The 18800-nt window shown below is 73.3% G+C and carries 18 protein-coding genes; 5 read left to right on the top strand and 13 right to left on the bottom strand.

Annotation, left to right across the window (positions count from 1 at the left end; all coding sequences use genetic code 11):
* Positions 1-28 precede the first annotated feature (28 nt).
* The 3 genes from ACQFYA_RS04110 to eda form a co-directional block, all read right to left on the bottom strand.
* Positions 29-571, bottom strand: coding sequence for a ferritin (locus tag ACQFYA_RS04110; RefSeq protein WP_499121755.1), 543 nt, complete (start codon positions 569-571; stop codon positions 29-31).
* A 169-nt stretch (positions 572-740) separates the two neighbouring features.
* Positions 741-1847, bottom strand: coding sequence for a sugar kinase (locus ACQFYA_RS04105; protein WP_499121754.1), 1107 nt, complete (start codon positions 1845-1847; stop codon positions 741-743).
* Between the two features lie 5 nt (positions 1848-1852).
* The gene (gene eda / locus ACQFYA_RS04100) at positions 1853-2536 is read right to left on the bottom strand and encodes a bifunctional 4-hydroxy-2-oxoglutarate aldolase/2-dehydro-3-deoxy-phosphogluconate aldolase (protein WP_499121753.1); all 684 of its coding nucleotides are present in this window, start codon (positions 2534-2536) and stop codon (positions 1853-1855) included.
* Positions 2537-2603: 67 nt separating this feature from the next.
* Between eda and ACQFYA_RS04095 the strand changes: the two genes are divergently transcribed.
* Complete coding sequence (locus ACQFYA_RS04095) at positions 2604-3356, top strand: IclR family transcriptional regulator (protein ID WP_499121752.1); 753 nt, start codon at positions 2604-2606, stop codon at positions 3354-3356.
* A gap of 100 nt (positions 3357-3456) precedes the next feature.
* Here ACQFYA_RS04095 and ACQFYA_RS04090 read toward each other — a convergent pair whose 3' ends face one another.
* The 6 genes from ACQFYA_RS04090 to ACQFYA_RS04065 form a co-directional block, all read right to left on the bottom strand.
* Positions 3457-4215, bottom strand: coding sequence for an SDR family oxidoreductase (locus tag ACQFYA_RS04090; protein WP_499127426.1), 759 nt, complete (start codon positions 4213-4215; stop codon positions 3457-3459).
* Positions 4216-4315: 100 nt separating this feature from the next.
* On the bottom strand, positions 4316-5065 hold the full coding sequence (locus ACQFYA_RS04085; RefSeq protein ID WP_499121750.1) for an IclR family transcriptional regulator: 750 nt from the start codon (positions 5063-5065) through the stop codon (positions 4316-4318).
* A 40-nt stretch (positions 5066-5105) separates the two neighbouring features.
* Positions 5106-5945, bottom strand: coding sequence for a 5-dehydro-4-deoxy-D-glucuronate isomerase (gene kduI, locus ACQFYA_RS04080; RefSeq protein ID WP_499121749.1), 840 nt, complete (start codon positions 5943-5945; stop codon positions 5106-5108).
* Positions 5946-5983: 38 nt separating this feature from the next.
* Entirely contained in the window at positions 5984-7288 is a 1305-nt protein-coding gene (locus ACQFYA_RS04075) for a TRAP transporter large permease (protein WP_499121747.1), read from the bottom strand.
* Positions 7289-7298: 10 nt separating this feature from the next.
* Entirely contained in the window at positions 7299-7802 is a 504-nt protein-coding gene (locus ACQFYA_RS04070) for a TRAP transporter small permease (protein ID WP_499121746.1), read from the bottom strand.
* Entirely contained in the window at positions 7799-8875 is a 1077-nt protein-coding gene (locus tag ACQFYA_RS04065) for a TRAP transporter substrate-binding protein (protein ID WP_499121745.1), read from the bottom strand. Before ACQFYA_RS04065 ends, ACQFYA_RS04070 begins: the two co-directional genes overlap by 4 nt.
* A 146-nt stretch (positions 8876-9021) precedes the next feature.
* Between ACQFYA_RS04065 and ACQFYA_RS04060 the strand changes: the two genes are divergently transcribed.
* Together ACQFYA_RS04060 and ACQFYA_RS04055 are read left to right on the top strand one after the other, a co-directional pair.
* Complete coding sequence (locus ACQFYA_RS04060; protein WP_499121743.1) at positions 9022-10026, top strand: NAD-dependent epimerase/dehydratase family protein; 1005 nt, start codon at positions 9022-9024, stop codon at positions 10024-10026.
* Between the two features lie 52 nt (positions 10027-10078).
* Complete coding sequence (locus tag ACQFYA_RS04055; protein WP_499121741.1) at positions 10079-10759, top strand: HAD hydrolase-like protein; 681 nt, start codon at positions 10079-10081, stop codon at positions 10757-10759.
* Between the two features lie 186 nt (positions 10760-10945).
* On the opposite strand, the gene ACQFYA_RS04050 is transcribed toward ACQFYA_RS04055, so the two are convergent.
* A complete protein-coding gene (locus tag ACQFYA_RS04050) occupies positions 10946-13513 on the bottom strand; it encodes an ATP-dependent Clp protease ATP-binding subunit (RefSeq protein WP_499121739.1) in 2568 nt (855 codons plus the stop codon).
* 206 nt (positions 13514-13719) lie between these two features.
* Between ACQFYA_RS04050 and ACQFYA_RS04045 the strand changes: the two genes are divergently transcribed.
* Positions 13720-14448 (top strand): hypothetical protein, encoded by a 729-nt coding sequence (locus tag ACQFYA_RS04045; RefSeq protein WP_499121738.1) that lies wholly within the window; start codon positions 13720-13722, stop codon positions 14446-14448.
* Between the two features lie 170 nt (positions 14449-14618).
* Positions 14619-15515, top strand: a complete 897-nt coding sequence (locus tag ACQFYA_RS04040; RefSeq protein ID WP_499121737.1) for a universal stress protein — start codon at positions 14619-14621, stop codon at positions 15513-15515.
* 18 nt (positions 15516-15533) lie between these two features.
* Here ACQFYA_RS04040 and ACQFYA_RS04035 read toward each other — a convergent pair whose 3' ends face one another.
* The 3 genes from ACQFYA_RS04035 to ACQFYA_RS04025 form a co-directional block, all read right to left on the bottom strand.
* Entirely contained in the window at positions 15534-16742 is a 1209-nt protein-coding gene (locus tag ACQFYA_RS04035) for a cystathionine gamma-synthase (RefSeq protein ID WP_499121736.1), read from the bottom strand.
* Positions 16743-16779: 37 nt separating this feature from the next.
* The gene (locus ACQFYA_RS04030) at positions 16780-18189 is read right to left on the bottom strand and encodes a cystathionine beta-synthase (protein ID WP_499121735.1); all 1410 of its coding nucleotides are present in this window, start codon (positions 18187-18189) and stop codon (positions 16780-16782) included.
* A gap of 114 nt (positions 18190-18303) precedes the next feature.
* Positions 18304-18774, bottom strand: coding sequence for a hypothetical protein (locus ACQFYA_RS04025; RefSeq protein ID WP_499121734.1), 471 nt, complete (start codon positions 18772-18774; stop codon positions 18304-18306).
* Positions 18775-18800 lie beyond the last annotated feature (26 nt).

Raw genomic sequence — 18800 nt, 5'->3', positions numbered from 1 at the left:
GCAGGCTAGGCGCCGACGCCCGGGGCGGCTAGAGCGCCCCGCCGGCCGCCTTCGGCGCGTCCGCGGAGTCGCCGGAGTCGCCGATGGTCTCCCGCGCGACGTAGTTCTCCAGGTCGAACAGGTTGTCGCCGGCGCGCTTGGCGACGGTGAGCAGCGTGGTCGCGGCCGCCACCTCCTCCACCTGCTCCTCCAGGAACCAGAGCATGAACTGCTCGCCCAGCGCGTCGCCCTCCTCGCGCGCGGCGCGGAAGATCGCCTCGATCTGCCGGGTGACCTGCTGCTCCTGGTCCAGCGCGAGCTGGAGCGGCCCGAGCACGTCGTCGAACTCGTTGCGCACCTCGGGGATGCCCGGGATGGCCACGGGCAGCGACCGGTCCAGGTGGTACTGGACGATCATCATCCCGTGGTTGCGCTCCTCGAGCGCCTGCCGGTAGAAGTGCGCGGCGAGCTGCGGCAGGTCGTGGCCGTCGAACCAGACCGCCATCGCCGTGTACTGGTGGTGGGCGGCGAGCTCGTGCCCGACCTGCTCGCCGAGCAGTGTCCAGAAGCGTGATCCCTCGGATGCCGTCATGACCTCACGCTAGCGCCGGCGGGCCGACGCCGTCGGGCATTCGCGATCCCCGCCGAGGTAGTTCGGATCCCCGCGAGGTAGTGGTCTGGACCACTACCTCGCGGGGATCTGAACTACCTCACGGGGATCTGAACTACCTCGCGGGACTTCGCACTACCTCGCGGCGCGGTCAGCGCTGGACGCGCGCGCTGCCGCCGCCGGCGAGCTTGGCGACCTCGGCGAGGGTCGCCGTCGTCGTGTCGCCCGGCGTGGTCATGGCGAGCGCGCCGTGCGCGGCACCGTACTCGACGGCCTCCTGCAGGGAGCCGAGCTCCAGGAGCCCGTACGCGAGGCCGGACGCGAACGAGTCGCCGCCGCCCACGCGGTCGAAGATCTCCAGGCCGGCACGGTGCGTGGCCTCGACGAAGCCCTCGGCGCGCGACCAGGCGATCGCGCCCCAGTCGTTCACGGACGCCGACGTCACGCCGCGCAGCGTCGTCGCGATGACCTGGAAGTTCGGGTACGCCTCGGCGGCGGTGCCGATCATCGCGCGGAAGGCGCCGGTGTCGAGGTCGGTGAGGTTCTCGTCCACGCCCTCGACCTCGAAGCCGAGGGAGGCGGTGAAGTCCTCCTCGTTGCCGATCATGACGTCGACGTGCTGCGCCAGGCGGCGGTTGACCTCGCGCGCCCGCTCGACGCCGCCGATGCCCTTCCACAGCGACGGGCGGTAGTTGAGGTCGTACGACACGACGGTCCCGTGCTTCTTGGCCGCGGTCATGGCCGCCTCGGCCACGTCGGCGGCCGACTCCGAGAGCGCCGCGAAGATGCCGCCGGTGTGCAGCCAGCGCACGCCGGAACCGAACAGCTCGTCCCAGTCCACGTCCTCGGGCTTCATCTGCGCGATCGCGGTGTTGCCGCGGTCGCTGACGCCGACCGCGCCGCGCACGCCGAAGCCGCGCTCGGTGAAGTTGAGGCCGTTGCGCACGCTGCGGCCGATGCCGTCGTACTCGCGCCACTGCACCCACGAGGTGTCGAGGCCGCCGGTGAGCATGAAGTCCTCGACGAGGCGGCCCACCTCGTTGTCGGCGAGCGCGGTGACGATCGCCCCGCGGAGGCCGAACGCGCGGCGCAGGCCGCGGGCCACGTTGTACTCGCCGCCGCCCTCCCAGACGTCGAACGAGCGGGTGGTGCGCACGCGGCGGTCGCCCGGGTCCAGGCGCAGCATGACCTCGCCGAGCGCGACGACGTCGTACCGGCACTCGGCGGCCGGGCGGGTGGTGATCGAGGGGTTGGTCATGCCGGTCACTTCTCCTTCGAGGTGGCGGGGGCGGCGAGGGCGACGGCCTCGGCGGTGCGGCGGGTGATCTCGGCCCAGTCGCCGGCGGTGACGAGTGCCTTCTCGACCATCCACGAGCCGCCCACGGCGAGCACGGGGGCGAGGCCGAGGTAGTCGCCCAGGTTGGCGGCGCTCACGCCGCCGGTGGGCACGAAGCGCAGGCCGGGGAACGGCGCGGAGAACGCCTTGATCGCGGCGGGGCCGCCGACGACGGCGGCGGGGAAGAGCTTGACGACGTCGATGCCGAGGTCCAGCGCGGCCATGATCTCGGTGGGCGTCGCGACGCCCGGCAGCACGGGGATCCCGTGCTCCTGGGCCCGGCGCACGACGGCCGCGGACAGCCCCGGCGACACGATGTAGCGCGCGCCGGCCTCGACGACGGCGTCGACCTGGGCGGCGGTGGTCACGGTGCCGGCGCCGACGACGACGTCGGGCTGGGTGCGCGCGACGGCGCGGATCGCGTCGATGCCGCCCGCGGTGCGCAGCGTGATCTCGGCGACGGGCAGGCCGCCGGCGACGAGCGCGTCGGCGAGACCCGCGCCCTCGGCGGCGCCGTCGACCACGACGACGGGCACGAGGCGGTGGGCTCCGAGCGCGGCGACGACGTCGCCGCCGGGGGCCGCCGGGGTCGGGGTGTCGGGGGAAGACATCGGTGCTCCGTTTCGCTATGGTGAACGCCTGTTGTTCACTACGGAGCACCCTAAGGGACGTGCCCCGATGACCCAACCCCCGAGCCCGCTGGGCAGCGTCGACAAGGCGCTGCTCACGCTGGACGCCCTCGCGCGCGCGGGCGCCGGCGGCGTGGGCCTGGCCGAGCTCGCGGCCGAGGTCGGCGCGAACAAGTCCACGCTGCACCGCACCCTGGCCGCGCTGCGGCACCGCGGCTACGCCGACCAGAGGGTCGACGGCGCCTACACGCTCGGCCCCGCCGTCCTGTCGCTCGGGGCCGCGTACCTCGCCGAGGACAACCTGCCCGGCCTGCTGCGCCCCGCGCTCGAGGCCCTGCGCGACGAGGTGGACGAGCTGGTGCACCTCGGCACCCTCGCCGGCCAGGAGGTCGTCTACCTCGACAAGGTGGAGCCGCAGCGCCCGCTGCGCGTGTGGTCCGCCGTCGGGCGGCGCATCCCGGTCGCCACGACCGCCCTCGGCCGCGCCCTGCTCGCCGCCGGGCCCGGCGCCGCACCTGGACTAGCAGCGGACGACGCCGACCGCACGCTGCGCGCGGCCCTCACCGCGGCCCGCGAGCACGGGTACGCCTCCGAGACCGAGGAGAACGAGCCCGGCATCGCGTGCGTCGCCGTCGCCCTGCTGCGCGGGGGCCGGCCGGTCGCCGCGGTCAGCATCACCGCGCCCGTGGAACGCATGACCGGCGCCGCCCGCGACGCGCGGGTCGCCGCCCTGCGCGAGCTGCTGCCGTCCGTGCTGCCGACCGGGCTGACCGTCCCCGACCCGGTCGCGGGTCGAGCCTGAGGAACCGGGTCTCGACAGGCTCGACCAGCGAACGCGACAGGCTCGACCAGCGAACGACAGGCTCGACCAGCGAACGCGACAGGCTCGACCAGCGAACTCGTCAGCGCGCCAGCCAGCCGCCGTCGACGGGGATGATCGCGCCGTGCACGTAGTCCGACGCCGGCGACGCGAGGTACAGCACCGCGCCCGCGATGTCCTCCGGCGTCGCCCAGCGGCCCGCGGGGATGCGCGCCAGGATCGCGGCGTTGCGGTCGTCGTCGGCGCGCAGCGCGTCGGTGTTCGCGGTGGCCACGTAGCCGGGCGCGACGGCGTTCACGTTCACACCCCGCCCTGCCCACTCGTTCGCGAGGGCCTTGGTCAGGCCCGCGAGCGCCGACTTCGACGCCGTGTACCCGGGCACGTTCACGCCGCCCTGGAAGCTGAGCATCGACGCGGTGCCGACGATCTTCCCGTGCCCGCGGGCCAGCATCGACCGGCCCACCTCGCGCGAGAGCGTCCACGCGGCGCGCAGGTTCACCTCGAGCACGTGGTCGAAGTCCGGGTCCGGGTGCTCGGCCGCCGGGGCGCGGCGGATGGTGCCGCCGTTGTTGACCAGCACGTCCACCTCGCGCTCCACGAGGAGGGCCGCCAGGGCGGCGACGGCGTCCCGGTCCGACAGGTCGGTGGCGACCGGCGTGAACCGGCGCCCGGCCGCCTCGACGGCCCGCCGCGCCTCCGAGTCGCCGTCGGGCATGGTGGTGCTGACGCCGATCACGTCGGCGCCCGCCCGGGCGAGGAGGGTCGCGACGGCGAGGCCGATGCCCTTGCTGGCGCCGGTCACGGCCGCGGTGCGCCCCTCGAGGCTGAACAGGCCGGCCACGGCGGGGTCGAGCCCGGCGCCGGTCGAGGGGGCGGAGGTGCTGGTGTGGCTCACGTGTCTCGTCTTTCGTCGGTGCCCGGGGGCGGGCGGGCGGTGCGCCCTACCGGTCGCCCCCGAGGGCGTGGGTGATGTCGGCGGCCGTCTTGTGCAGGTCGCCCGCCATCGCGGCGAGCTGGCCCTCCGTGTGCTCGAGCGCGAGCGAGGAGATCGACAGGCCGTAGTTGGAGTGCCCGGAGTGGTCCCGGACGGCGGTGCCGATGCAGACCACGCCCGGCACGTTCTCCTCGCGGTCGAAGGCGTGGCCGTCGCGCCGGACGTCCTCGAGCTCGGCACGCAGGTCCTCGAGGGTCGCGATGCTGCGCGCGGTGCGCCGCACGAGGCCGGCCCGGTTGACGAAGCGCTCGACGGCGTCGTCGTCGAGCCGGGCCAGGATGGACTTGCCGATCGCCGAGGTGTGCAGCGGGATCGACGCGCCCACGCGCGACGGCATCCGGTACGGCTTGTCGGAGTCGGTGCGGACCAGGTAGATGATCTCGTCGCCGCTGCGGACCCCGACGTGCACCGTGCACTGCACCCGCCGCACCAGGTCGTCCACGTACGGCTGGACGATCGTCGAGACGTCCACCCGGTCGTACGCGCGCCCGGCCAGGGACAGGATCTTGGGGCCCGGCACGTGCGCCCCGCCGTCCGCGACGCGGATGAAGTCGCGGTCGACGAGCGTGGCGAGGATGCGGTGCACCGTCGCCTTGGGCAGGTCCACCGCCGCCACGATCTCGCTGAAGCGCTCGTGCGTCATCGCCGCCTCGAGCACCATCAGCGTCTTCTCGCTGGCCGTCGTCGCCTCGCTCATCGACCGTTCCTCCTCGTCCCCGCGCGTCCGCGCGTCGTCCTCAGCGCATCGTGGCGACGTCGAAGCCGTCCATGTCGTCGAACGCCTGGTTCTCGCCGGCCATCGCCCACACGAAGGAGTATGCGGCGGTCCCGACGCCGGAGTGCACCGACCAGCTGGGCGCGATGATCGCCTCGCGGTTCGCGACGACCATGTGCCGCGTCTCGGTGGGCTCGCCCAGCAGGTGCACGACGCGCGCCTCCTCGGGCAGGTCGAAGTACAGGTAGCACTCCGTGCGCCGGTCGTGGGTGTGCGCGGGCATGGTGTTCCACATGCTGCCCGGGTGCAGCGTCGTGACCCCCATGACCACCTGGCACGACCGCACGCCGTTCTCGTGGATGTACTGGTTGAGCGTGCGCCGGTTGGAGGTGAGCTGGTCGCCCAGCTCGCGCACGGTGCCCTGCCCGGGCTCCACGAGCGTGGTCGGGTAGGCGGTGTGCGCCGGCGCGGAGAAGAGGTAGAAGCGCGCCGGGCCCGCCTCCCCCGCCGCGTCGTCGGACGCCAGGACGACGTCGGCCGCGCCGCGCCCCACGTACAGGCACGCGCCGTGCGCCAGGCGGTGCTCGGTGCCGTCCACCGTGATCGTGCCGGGCCCGCCCACGTTGACGATGCCCGCCTCGCGGCGGGAGAAGAACTGCTCCGACCGGATCTCCGGGTACCCGGGCAGGGTCAGGGGCGCCGTGACCGGGCTGATCCCCCCGAGCACCACACGGTCGTGGTGGGTGTAGACGGTGCGGATCTCGTCGTCGACGAAGAGCTCGGGCACCAGGTAGCGCCGGCGCAGCTCCTCGGTGTCCATGCCCGGGACCTGGTCCGGGGCGGTGGCGTAACGCTGTTCCATGTGTTCCTCCGTGGGGTGCGGGACGGGACGGGTGCGGGCTACGACAGGCCGAGGAGGCCCGGCAGCCACAGCGACAGGGCGGGGGTCATGGCGACCACCACGAGCAGGGCGACGAGGGCCGCGAAGAACGGGAGCATCCGCCGCATGACGCTCTCGATCGACATCCCCGAGACGCGGGCCCCGACGAACAGGACCGGCCCCACGGGCGGGGTGATGGTGCCGATGGACAGGGCCATCACCATGAAGATGCCGAAGTGGATCGGGTCCATGCCGAACGCCGTGACCACGGGCAGGAAGATCGGCGCGAAGATCAGCACGGCCGGCGTCGGGTCCATGAAGCACCCGATGACGAGCAGCAGCAGGATGATCAGCAGGAGCAGCACGTACGGGTTGGTGCTCACCGCGAGCAGCCCGTCGGTCACGAGCTGCGGGATCTGCGCGAACGACATCACCCACGACATGACCGCGGACACGCCCACGAGGAACATGACGACGGATGTGGTGCGCACCGTCTCGAGCAGGATCCCGGACAGGTCGCGGACCTTGACGTTGCGGTAGACGAAGGCGAGCACGCCCGAGTAGAGCACCGCGATGCAGGACGCCTCGGTCGGGGTGAAGATCCCCGCCAGGATGCCGCCGATGACGACGACGATGAGCAGCAGGGCGGGCACGGCCTCGCCCACGACGCGCCACCGCGCGGGCGCCGACAGCTTCTCCGTGACCCGGAGCTCCGGCCGCTTGCGGGAGTACAGGTGCACGATCACCATGCAGGCCGCGGCCCACAGGACGCCCGGGACGTAGCCGGCGACGAAGAGCGCCGCGACGGACGTGCTCGACACGAGCGAGTACACGATCATCAGGTTGCTCGGCGGGATGATCATGCCGGACGGCGCGGACGCGATGTTCGTCGCGGCGGCGAAGTCCTTCGGGTAGCCCTCCTTGGCCTGCAGGGGGCCCATCGTCGAGCCGACGGCGGCGACGGACGCCACCGCCGAGCCGGAGACCGCGCCGAACATCGCGTTGGCCGCGACGTTCGTCTGCGCGAGCGACCCGGGGGCGCGGCCCACCAGGACCTTGGCGAAGTTCACCAGGCGTAGCGCGATCCCGCCGTTGTTCATGATGACGCCGGCGAGCACGAAGAACGGGATCGCCAGCAGGGAGAAGTTGTTGACGCCGCGGAACATCTGCTGCGCCGACGTCAGGAGCCCGTTCTCGAACCCCAGGACGGTGATCGCCGCGGCCGCGGACGACGTGCCGACCGCCACCGAGACGGGGATCCCGAGGGCGAGGAGCGCGATGATCCCGACGACCAGGACCAGGCCTGCGAGTGCTGCCACCTCCATGTGGACCTCCTCAGACAGCTTCCGGCTCGCCGTCGACCGTGGCGTCCTCGACGCCACGGACCACGGCCACCAGGTGGTGGACGGTGTAGAAGAGCACCAGCACGCCCGAGACCGGGAGCACCAGGTAGAGCCAGCCGACCATCAGCGGGAGGCTGGGGACGGCCTGCGTCCAGGTGAGCTCGGACAGCTGCCAGCCGCCGTAGACGAGCACCAGGCCGGCGAACACCAGGGTCACGACCTGGCCGAGCACCGCGACGCCGCGCTGCAGGTGCTCCGGCATCCTGCGCACGAGGACGTCGATCGCGATGTGGCCGCGCTCCCCGAACACGAGGGCGGTGCCGAGGAAGCTCAGCCAGACGAACAGGTACTTGGCGAGCTCCTCGGACCACACGCTCGGCGCGGACAGCACCTGGCGGGTGAAGACCTGCCACGCCACGACCAGCACGAGGGCCGCGAGCAGCGCCACGCACAGCCAGCGCAGCGCGACGTCGAGACCGTTCTTGACGCGCGTCATCGGCCGGCCCCCTCGGTCGCCCCGTCCGTCGTCTGCGCCGCCGCGCGTACCGCGTCGTACAGCTCGCGGGACGTGGCGGTGGTCAGCTTCTCGTCGAGCAGCGGCTGGACCGCCTCGCGGAACGGCTCGACGTCGGGCGAGTTGAACTCGGCGCCGGCCTCCTCCGCGGCCTTCTGGCTCTCCGTCATGACCTCGGTCGTGAGGGCGCTCGACTCCTCGTAGGCCTTCCGGAGCTCCTCGAGGAACACCGCCTGGTCGTCCTCGGACATCGCGCCGAAGGTCGCCGGGTTGGTGATGAGGTAGTCCGGGATCATGAGGTGGTTCGTGTACGAGTAGTACGGCGCGACCTCGTCGTGCTTGAGGTTCGCGTAGATCGACTCGTTGTTCTCGCCGCCGTCGAGCACGCCCGACTGGATGGCGGTGTAGACCTCGCCCTGGCCCATGGGCGCGCCGACCCCGCCCATGAGGTCCATCATCCGGGAGTTGGTGTCGGTCTCCATGACGCGGATCTTGAGGCCCGCGAGGTCCTCGGGCGTCTCGACCGGGTGCTGCGCGTTGTAGACGCTGCGCACCCCCGCCGAGAACCCGCCGAGCACGCGGACGTTCTGGTCCTCGATCGAGGAGTACAGGTCCCCCGTGATCGCCGGGTCGTTGAGCACCGACTCCTGGTGGGCCTGCGAGTCGTAGACGTACGGCATGTTCAGGGCCACGAAGTCCGGGTTGACGTTCTCCAGGAGCGACCCGGCGACCAGGGCGAGGTCCACCGCGCCGGACTGCACCAGCTCGACGGTGTCCTTCTGCGCCCCCAGCGTCTCGTTGGGGTACACCTCCAGCGAGTACCGCCCGTCGGTGCGCTCGGCCAGCCGCTCGCCCAGATGGGTCAGCGCGACCGCCTCCGGCTGGTCGGCGTTCTGGTTGAAGGCCACCTTGAAGACCCGCTCCGCCTCGGGCGCGCCCGCCCCGCCGGCTGACGCGTTCCCGGCCGCCGCCGTCGTGAATCCTGCGCCGCAGGCGGTCAACGCGACCGCCACGAGTGCTGCCGACCCTGCGGCGGCCAGCTCTCTGAGCCTCATCGCCCCTCCTTCTGCTCGTCGTCGAGCGGGGCATCCGCCGATGCCCCTGATCCGTCACACGGAACTTAGTTCTGTTGTACGGAACCAGGAGGGGGCGGTGCCTGTCAAACCTGCGGCCCGCGCGCGGTGTCGGGCACGATGGCGGGATGAGCATCCGCACCCCCCGCGACGTCCTGTTCATCGGCGGCTCCGGCGTGATCAGCGCGGCGAGCGTCACGCGCGCCGTCCGCCTCGGCCACCGGGTCACGGTCCTCAACCGCGGCGCGTCGGCCACCCGGCCCCTGCCGGCCGAGGTCGAGACCCTCGTGGCGGACGTGACGGACGACGACGCCGTCGACGCCGCCCTCGCGGGCCGCGACTTCGACGTGGTCGCGCAGTTCCGCGCGTTCGACCCCGGCCACGTGGCGCACGACGTCGAGCGCTTCACCGGTCGCGTCGGCCAGTACGTCTTCATCTCCTCGGCCTCCGCGTACCAGACTCCGCCCGCGCGGCTGCCCGTGACGGAGTCCACGCCGCTGCGCAACCCGTTCTGGCAGTACTCGCGCGACAAGATCGCGTCCGAGGACGTGCTCGTGCGCGCCTGGCGCGACCGCGACTTCCCCGCGACGATCGTGCGGCCCTCGCACACCTACGACCGCACCCTGCTGCCCACCACCGGGGGCTGGACCGACGTCGCGCGGATGCGCGCGGGCAAGCCCGTCGTCGTGCACGGCGACGGCACGTCCCTGTGGACGCTGACGCACACCGACGACTTCGCCGTCGGGTTCGTGGGGCTCCTCGGCCACCCCGCGGCCGTGGGCGACACCTTCCAGATCATGGGCACGCACGCCCCCGCCTGGGACCAGGTCTACCGGTGGCTCGCTGCGGCCGCGGGCGTCGACGAGCCCGAGCTCGTGCACGTCGCCTCCGAGACGATCGCCCGCGCCCTGCCCGACGTCGGGCCCGGGCTGCTGGGCGACAAGGCGCACACGATGCTGTTCGACTGCGCGAAGGTGCAGGCGCTCGTGCCCGAGTTCGGCACCACGATCACCTACGACCAGGCCGCCGTCGAGCAGATGGCCTGGTACGACGCGCACCCGGAGGCGCAGACGGTCGACGACGGCCTCGACCGCGCCTTCGACCGGCTGGCGGCGCACGCGCGCACGGTCTGACCGGCAGTCGTCGGTCGAGCCTGTCGAGACCACGCGCACGTAGCCTGCTGCCGTGACCCACACCCCCGCCCCGCTCGTCCTGCTCGACCTCGACGGCACGCTCACCGACTCCGCGCCCGGCATCGTGGCGGGCATCCGCCACGCCTACGGCGCGCTCGGCCTGCCCGTCCCGGACGACGCCACCCTGCGCTCGTTCGTCGGCCCGCCCATCACCGCCTCGTTCCCCGCGCACGGCGTCCCCGCCGACCGGGTCGACGAGGCGGTGCGCGCCTACCGCGAGGTGTTCGCCGCCGGCGGCATGTACGACAACCGGGTGTTCGACGGGGTCCCGGACGTGCTGCGCACGCTGCGCGCCGCGGGCTGCACGCTGGCCGTCGCGACGTCCAAGCCCGAGGTGTACGCCCGGCCCATCTGCGACCGCTTCGGGCTGACGGAGCTGGTGGACGACGTCTTCGGTGCGCCGCTCGACGAGGGCACGTCGACCAAGGCGGACGTCATCGCCAAGGCGCTGGCCGCGCTGGGCCGCACCTCCCCCGTCGACCCGGCCGACGGGCCCGTGCTCATGGTCGGCGACCGCGAGCACGACGTGCACGGCGCCGCCGCGCACGGCATCCGCTGCCTCGGCGTGACCTGGGGGTACGCCGCCCCCGGCGAGCTCGACGGCGCGGGCGCCGCCGCGCTGGTCGACGACGTCGCCGACCTGGCCGACGCCGTCCTCGCCCGCCTCTCCTGACCCACGACGACCCACGACCTGTCAGAGCCACGTCCGGGTAGGTCCACGTGTGGCTCTGACAGCTCGCGGGGTCAGTCGCGCAGCAGAGCACGACGAAGGCCCCGGATCCAGGTGGATCCGGGGCCTCGCTCCGCCGGTCGAGCCGGTCGAGACCTCGATCTCGACAGGCTCACCCCGCGGGTGACGTCACTCCGCGCCGGCCTGCATCTGGCCGGTCGGGGGCAGGTCGTGCACCGAGACGCCGGTGGGGGCGTCGAGCGCCGCGTTCGCACCGACCGAGACCGGCCCGCGCTCGTGCTCGCTCTTGGAGACCCCGCGGAACGTGAACTCCCCGAGGATGCCCTCGCCCTCGCCGTCGACGATCACCAGCTCGCCGGCCTTGAGCTCGCCGAACAGGATCTTCTCGGACAGCGAGTCCTCGATCTCCCGCTGGATCGCCCGCTTGAGCGGCCGGGCGCCGAGCACCGGGTCGTAACCCTTCTCCGCCAGCAGGTGCTTCGCCGCGGGCGTGAGCTCGATGCCCATGTCCCGGTCGCGCATCCGCTTGTCCAGCTTGGCGATCTCCAGGTCGACGATCTCGATGATCTCGTCCTGCGAGAGCTGCGGGAAGACCACCACGTCGTCGACGCGGTTGAGGAACTCCGGCCGGAAGTGCTGCTTGAGCTCCTCGTTGACCTTCGCCTTCATGCGCTCGTAGGAGGTCACCAGGTCGCCGCCGGCGTTGAAGCCGGTCTGGACGCCCTTGGCGATGTCCCGCGTGCCGAGGTTGGTGGTCATGATGATCACGGTGTTCTTGAAGTCGACCACCCGGCCCTGCGAGTCGGTCAGGCGACCGTCCTCGAGCACCTGCAGCAGCGAGTTGAAGATGTCCGCGTGGGCCTTCTCGACCTCGTCGAACAGGACCACCGAGAACGGCTTGCGCCGCACCTTCTCGGTGAGCTGGCCGCCCTCGTCGTAGCCGACGTACCCGGGGGGCGAGCCGAACAGCCGCGACACGGTGTGCTTCTCCGAGAACTCGGACATGTCGAGCTGGATCAGCGCGTCCTCGTCCCCGAAGAGGAACTCGGCGAGCGCCTTGGCCAGCTCCGTCTTCCCGACGCCCGTGGGGCCGGCGAAGATGAACGAGCCACCGGGGCGCTTCGGGTCCTTGAGCCCGGCGCGCGTGCGGCGGATCGCCTGCGACAGCGCCTTGATCGCGGCCTCCTGGCCGACGACGCGCTTGTGCAGCTCGTCCTCCATGTGCAGGAGCTTGCTGGACTCCTCCTCGGTGAGCTTGACGACCGGGATGCCGGTCGACATCGCGAGCACCTCGGCGATCAGCTCGTCGTCGACCTCCGCGACGGAGTCGAGGTCGCCCGACTTCCAGGCCTTCTCCTTGTCGGCGCGCTGCGCGGTGAGCTGCTTCTCCTTGTCCCGCAGCCCGGCGGCCTTCTCGAAGTCCTGCTCGTCGATCGCCGACTCCTTGTCGCGGCGGGCCTCGGCGATCTCCTCGTCCAGGGCCTTGAGCTCCGGCGGCGCGGTCATGCGGCGGATGCGCAGGCGCGCGCCCGCCTCGTCGATCAGGTCGATCGCCTTGTCCGGCAGGTACCGGTCGTTGATGTACCGGTCGGCGAGCTGCGCGGCGGAGACCAGCGCGGAGTCCGTGATGGACACGCGGTGGTGCGCCTCGTAGCGGTCGCGCAGGCCCTTGAGGATCTCGATGGCGTGCTCGAGCGACGGCTCGTTGACCTGGATCGGCTGGAAGCGGCGCTCCAGCGCCGGGTCCTTCTCGACGTACTTGCGGTACTCGTCGAGCGTCGTGGCGCCGATGGTCTGCAGCTCGCCGCGGGCCAGCATCGGCTTGAGGATGCTCGCCGCGTCGATCGCGCCCTCGGCGGCCCCCGCCCCGACGAGGGTGTGGATCTCGTCGATGAACAGGATGATGTCGCCGCGCGTGCGGATCTCCTTGAGCACCTTCTTGAGGCGCTCCTCGAAGTCGCCGCGGTAGCGGGAGCCCGCCACCAGGGCGCCGAGGTCCAGCGTGTAGAGCTGCTTGTCCTTCAGCGTCTCCGGCACGTCGCCGCGGACGATGTCCTGGGCGAGGCCCTCGACGACCGCCGTCTTGCCGACGCCAGGCTCGCCGATCAGCACGGGGTTGTTCTTGGTGCGGCGGCTCAGCACCTGCATGACGCGCTCGATCTCCGTCGCGCGGCCGATGACCGGGTCGAGCTTGCCCTCGCGTGCGGCCTGGGTGAGGTTGCGGCCGAACTGGTCGAGGACGGCGGAGCCGGACGGCTGCCCCTCCTGCGGGCCGCCGGCGGCCACGGGCTCCTTGCCCTGGTAGCCGCTCAGCAGCTGGATGACCTGCTGGCGCACCTTGTTCAGGTCGGCGCCCATCTTCGTGAGCACCTGCGCGGCGACACCCTCGCCCTCGCGGATGAGGCCGAGCAGGATGTGCTCGGTGCCGATGTAGTTGTGGCCGAGCTGGAGCGCCTCGCGCAGCGACAGCTCCAGCACCTTCTTGGCGCGCGGCGTGAACGGGATGTGACCGCTCGGGGCCTGCTGGCCCTCGCCGATGATCTCGGTGACCTGTGTCCGGACGCCGTCGAGCGAGATCCCCAGCGACTCCAGGGCCTTCGCGGCGACGCCCTCACCCTCGTGGATGAGGCCGAGCAGGATGTGCTCGGTGCCGATGTAGTTGTGGTTGAGCATCCTTGCCTCTTCCTGAGCAAGGACGACCACCCGACGGGCTCGGTCGGTGAATCTCTCGAACATGTGCTGCTCCCTCACGAGCGGCGTTTCCTGCACCCCGTCGGTTGACGGCTACAGCCTGACCGCTACGACTCTATGCGCTCACAACTCACCGACACCCCTCGGTAAGCCCATGTTCGCCAGGGGCGTGACGGCGTGCCGCGTTGCCACCCGCGGGCAGTGCGGTCCACGCTCGGAGGAAGGCGGTCGTCGCCACGGAGGGGGTACCGATGGACGAGATCGAGCAGCAGCCGGGGGCCTCGGGCACACAAGGCCCCGGAGGGGCGCGGCACAGGGCGGGCGCGCAGGCCTGGAACGGCGACGACGACCGCCTGGCGCAGTTCTCCGGCGTCGTCGGGGAGGTGCACGACCCCCTCGTCTGGGGGCTCGACCTGGAGGACGAGTCGCTCACCGGGCCCGCGGACTCCGACGACCCGACCAGCGAGCGGTTCGTGCGCGCGTACCGCTGCTTCACGGGCGAGGCGCTGGAGGTCGAGACGCTGCGCACCCGCGTCCCGGACCAGGACGTGGAGGACGTGGTGCGCGCCGCGTGCACCGGCGCGCTGGCGGCCCCGCTGCACGCCGACATCGCCTCCCCCGTCGAGCTCGAGTCCGGCGCCGCCGCCGACGGCACGGCGGACGGGGCGGCCGACTTCGCCGACTCCTTCCAGGACTACCGCAGCGCCATGCGCGCCCTCGTGGCCGAGGTCGACGAGGCCCCGCTCCGCACGGGGACGTTCGGCGTCGACGGCGAGGACGCGGCGTGCGTGCGCGTCACGGCCCGCGACACCGCCGCCGTGTACGTGACGACGGCCGACCGTGCCCTGGTGGTCACCGGGCCGGAGGACCTCGTCGACCGGGTGGAGGTCGTGACCCACCCCGTCGACGCCCTCCTGTCGGGCCGCGGCGGCGCCGCGCGGGGGACCGCCGAGGACGCCCCGCCCCCCGCCGACGACTGACCCGCGCGGGCCGCCGGACCGCCCCGGACGCGCGTGCCCGATGCCCCACCCGCTCGCCCTGACGGGCGGCGGGGGCCGACCTATGCTGCAGACCAGGACGTCGTCCCACGCCACGAGAGGTCATGACGGGCCGGGCGGCGACACGCACGACGAGAGAGTCGGGGTGGGCGATGCGCGGCATCGTGGTCGGGGTCAACGGGTCGGCCGAGTCCGACGAGGCGCTGGACTGGGCGATGGGCGAGGCCGCGTCGGCCGCCGCACCGCTCACGGTGGTCATGGTCGCCGCGGGGGCGGGCAAGGGCGCCGACGCCGCGGCGCACGAGGTGGCGCTCGCCCCGGTGCGCGAGGAGGCGCAGGCGCTGCTCGCCGCGTCCCGCGTGCGGACCGGGCTCGACGTCGACGGGTCGGTCGTCGCCCGGCCCGGCCCCGCGGCCGACGCGCTGCTCGAGCTCGGCGCGGACGCGGACATGCTCGTCCTCGGCCGCCGACGGCGGGGGCGGCTCGGGCGGGCCGTGCTGGGCTCGGTGTCGACGACCGTCGTCGAGCACGCCCGCGTGCCCGTCACCGTCGTGCGCCACGGCGACCCCGCCCCCGACGCCGACGGGGCGGCCGACGACGCCGAGCCCGCCGCGGACGCGGGCCCGCCCCGCGTCGTCGTCGGCGTCGACACCTCGGGCCCGAGCGTGGCCGCGCTGCGCCACGCCTGCCAGGTCGCCGACCGCACCGGCGCGTCGATCGACGCCGTCTTCGCGTGGCAGATCACCACGCTGGCGCCGCTGCCCGGCTCGTGGGGCTGGGCGCCGCCCATCGAGGACTACGAGGTGTTCGCGGCCGAGTCCCTGGCCGAGGCCGTCCGGGCCGCGGGCGTGACGGTGCCGCCCGAGCGCCTCACGCGGCGCGTCGTGCACGGCCAGGCCGCGAAGCAGCTGGTGGCCGCCGCCCAGGGCGCCGAGCGGCTCGTGGTCGGGGCGCGCGGCCTCGGCGGCTTCGACAAGCTGCTGCTCGGGTCCGTGAGCCGGCAGGTGCTCGACTTCGCCCCCTGCCCCGTCACCGTGGTCCGCGGCTGACCACGCCCCACGACACCGTCAGGCGAGCGCCTGGTCCAGGTCGGCGAGCAGGTCCTCCACGTCCTCGATCCCGACGGAGAGGCGCACGAGGTCGTCCGGGACCTCGAGCGACGTCCCCGCGACCGAGCCGTGCGTCATGCGGCCGGGGTGCTCCACGAGCGACTCCACCCCGCCGAGCGACTCGGCGAGCGTGAAGACCTGCGTCCGCGCGCACACGTCGAGCGCCTTCGCCTCGCTGCCGGCCCGGAACGATACCATGCCGCCGAAGCCGCGCATCTGGCGGGCGGCGACCGCGTGCCCGGGGTGGGACGCGAGGCCCGGGTAGAGCACCTCGGTCACCGCGGGATGGCCGACCAGGAAGTCCGCGACGGCGGCCGCGTTCGCCTGGTGCCGGTCCATCCGCACGGCGAGCGTCTTGAGGCCGCGCAGCGTGAGCCACGCGTCGAACGGTCCGGCCACGGCGCCGGACGCGTTCTGGTGGAAGCCGACGGCGCCCGCGACGTCGGTGCCGCCCGCGGGCGACTCGAGCCCGCCCGGGAGCCGGGCGCCCGCCGCGACCACGAGCGCTCCCCCGACGACGTCGCTGTGCCCGCCGATGTACTTCGTCGTCGAGTGCACGACGACGTCCGCGCCGAGCGCGAGCGGCTGCTGCAGGTACGGGGTCGCGAAGGTGTTGTCGACGACGAGGAGCGCGCCCGCGTCCCGCGCCACGCCCGCGAGCGCCTCCAGGTCGCTGACCCCGAGCAGCGGGTTGGTGGGCGTCTCGACCCACAGCACCCGCGTCTCCGGGCGCACCGCCGCGCGGACGGCGTCCACGTCGGTGAGGTCGACCGGCGTGTGCTCGACGCCCCACGGGCCGAACACCCGCGCGATGAGGCGGTACGTGCCGCCGTACGCGTCGTCGGGCACGATCAGGTGGTCGCCCGGGCGCAGCACGGCGCGCAGCAGGGTGTCCTCCGCGGCCAGCCCCGAGGCGAAGGCGAAGCCGGACCCGCCCGACTCCGCGGCGGCGAGCGCCTCCTCGAGCGCGGCGCGCGTGGGGTTGGCCGAGCGGGAGTACTCGTACCCGCCGCGCAGGCCGCCCACGCCGTCCTGCTTGTACGTCGAGACCTGGTGGATCGGCGGCACCACCGCCCCCGTCGTCGGGTCCGGGTCCTGACCGGCGTGGATCGCCCGGGTCGAGAAGCCGCTCGTCGTCCAGTCGGGGTGCTCGCTCGCGGTGCTCACCGATCCAGCGTACGTGCGTGGCGTCCCGGGCGGCCGGTCACCGGCCCGCGACGAACCCGAGCAGGTCGTGCCGCGTGAGGACGCCGACGGGGTCGCCGTCCTCGACCACGAGCAGCGCGTCGTCGTCGTGCAGCGCGGCGCGGACCGCCTCCACGCCCTCGCCGGCGCCGATGAGGGGGAAGCGCGGCTGCATGTGCGCGTCGACGCGGTCCGCGAGCCCGGCGCGGCCGGCGAAGACGGCGTCGAGCAGCGCGCGCTCGCTCACGGCACCCGCGACCTCGCCGATCTTCACCGGCGGTTCGGCCCCGACGACGGGCATCTGCGAGACGCCGTACTCGCGCAGGATCTCGATGGCGTCGCGCACCGTCTCGCTCGGGTGCGTGTGCACGAGGTCGGGCAGGCGCCCGTCCTTCGCCCGCAGGATGTCACCCGCGGTCACGCCCTGCTCGTCGGGCAGGAAGCCGTACGACCGCATCCACGTGTCGGAGAAGATCTTCGAGAGGTAGCCGCGGCCGCCGTCGGGCAGCAGCACGACGATCACCGCGCGGGCCGCCGCGGCCGCGTCGTCGTCCTCCAGCCGGCGCGCGAGCCGCAGCGCCGCCTCGACCGCCATCCCGCACGACCCGCCCACCAGCAGGCCCTCCTCGCGCGCCAGGCGCCGCGTCATCGCGAAGGAGTCGGCGTCGGTCACGGGGATGACCTCGTCGGGCACCCGCGGGTCGTAGGCCGCGGGCCAGAAGTCCTCGCCTACGCCCTCCACGAGGTAGGGGCGCCCGTCGCCACCGGAGTAGACCGAGCCCGCCGGGTCGGCGCCGACGATCCGCACGCGGCCGCCCTCGGCCGCCGCCCGGTCCGCCGAGACCTCCTGGAGGTAGCGGCCCGTGCCCGTGATCGTGCCGCCGGTGCCGACGCCCGCGACGAAGTGCGTCACGCGGCCGTCGGTGTCCGCCCAGACCTCGGGGCCGGTGGACTCGTAGTGCGACAGCGGCCCGTTCGGGTTGGCGTACTGGTTCGGCTTCCAGGCACCCGGGATCTCCTGCACCAGCCGGTCGGAGACCGAGTAGTAGGAGTCGGGGTGGTCGGGCGGCACGGCGGTGGGCGTCACGACGACGCGCGCGCCGTAGGCCCGCAGCACGTCCCGCTTGTCCTCGCTGACCTTGTCGGGGCAGACGAACACGCAGTCGTAGCCCTTGCGCTGCGCGACGAGCGCGAGGCCCACGCCGGTGTTGCCCGACGTCGGCTCGACGATCGTGCCGCCCGGACGCAGCTCGCCCGACTCCTCCGCGGCCTCGATCATCTTCAGCGCGATGCGGTCCTTGACCGAGCCGCCGGGGTTCACGTACTCGACCTTGGCGAGGATCGTCGCGCTCAGGCCGTCGGTGACACGGGACAGCCGGACGAGCGGGGTGTGCCCGACGAGCTCGGAGATGTGCTCCGCGTATCTCATCTCCCGATCATGCCCCGCGACCAGCGATCGCGCGTCGTGCCGACCATGCGGTTGCGCTCGTTCTCGGCGCTCGGAACGAGCGCAACCGCATGGTCGGCATGGTCGGGGGCGCCGTCAGGCGCGGGTGGCCCAGGTGGCGAGGCCGAGGGCGACGACGTCCTCCGCGAGCGCGGCGGGCAGGTCCGGCCACCCGCGCTCCGCGACGGCCGCCCGCCAGGCCGCTCCGACGAAGGTGCCCGCGAGGCCGCCGGCGGCGCCCGCCGCCGTCGCCGCCGCGGTGGACCCCGCCGAGGCGTGGTGCCGCAGCGCGAGCAGCAGCCCGCCCACGGCACCGCTCCCGGCCCGCGTCTCCGGCCCGGGCGGGTCGAGACGGCTGGGCGTGGCGGGCAGCTTGTCGCCGACGATCTCGCCGGCGACGGCCAGGCCCGCGAGCGTCCGCGCGACGCCCGCCGGCCGGCGCAGGCGGTGGGTGGGCAGCCGGTGCGCCGGGGCCGGGCCGAGCAAAGGGGCCGCGACGCCGAGCGTGGCGCGCGACCCCGCGGCGAGCCCCAGCGCCAGGGCGCGGACGACGAGCGGTGCGGTCATGCGCCCACCCTGGCACCGGACCGCCC

The sequence above is a fragment of the Promicromonospora sp. Marseille-Q5078 genome (assembly GCF_050315395.1).
In the GTDB taxonomy this organism is placed as follows: domain Bacteria; phylum Actinomycetota; class Actinomycetes; order Actinomycetales; family Cellulomonadaceae; genus Isoptericola.
This window is presented reverse-complemented; position numbering and strand designations above follow the sequence as displayed.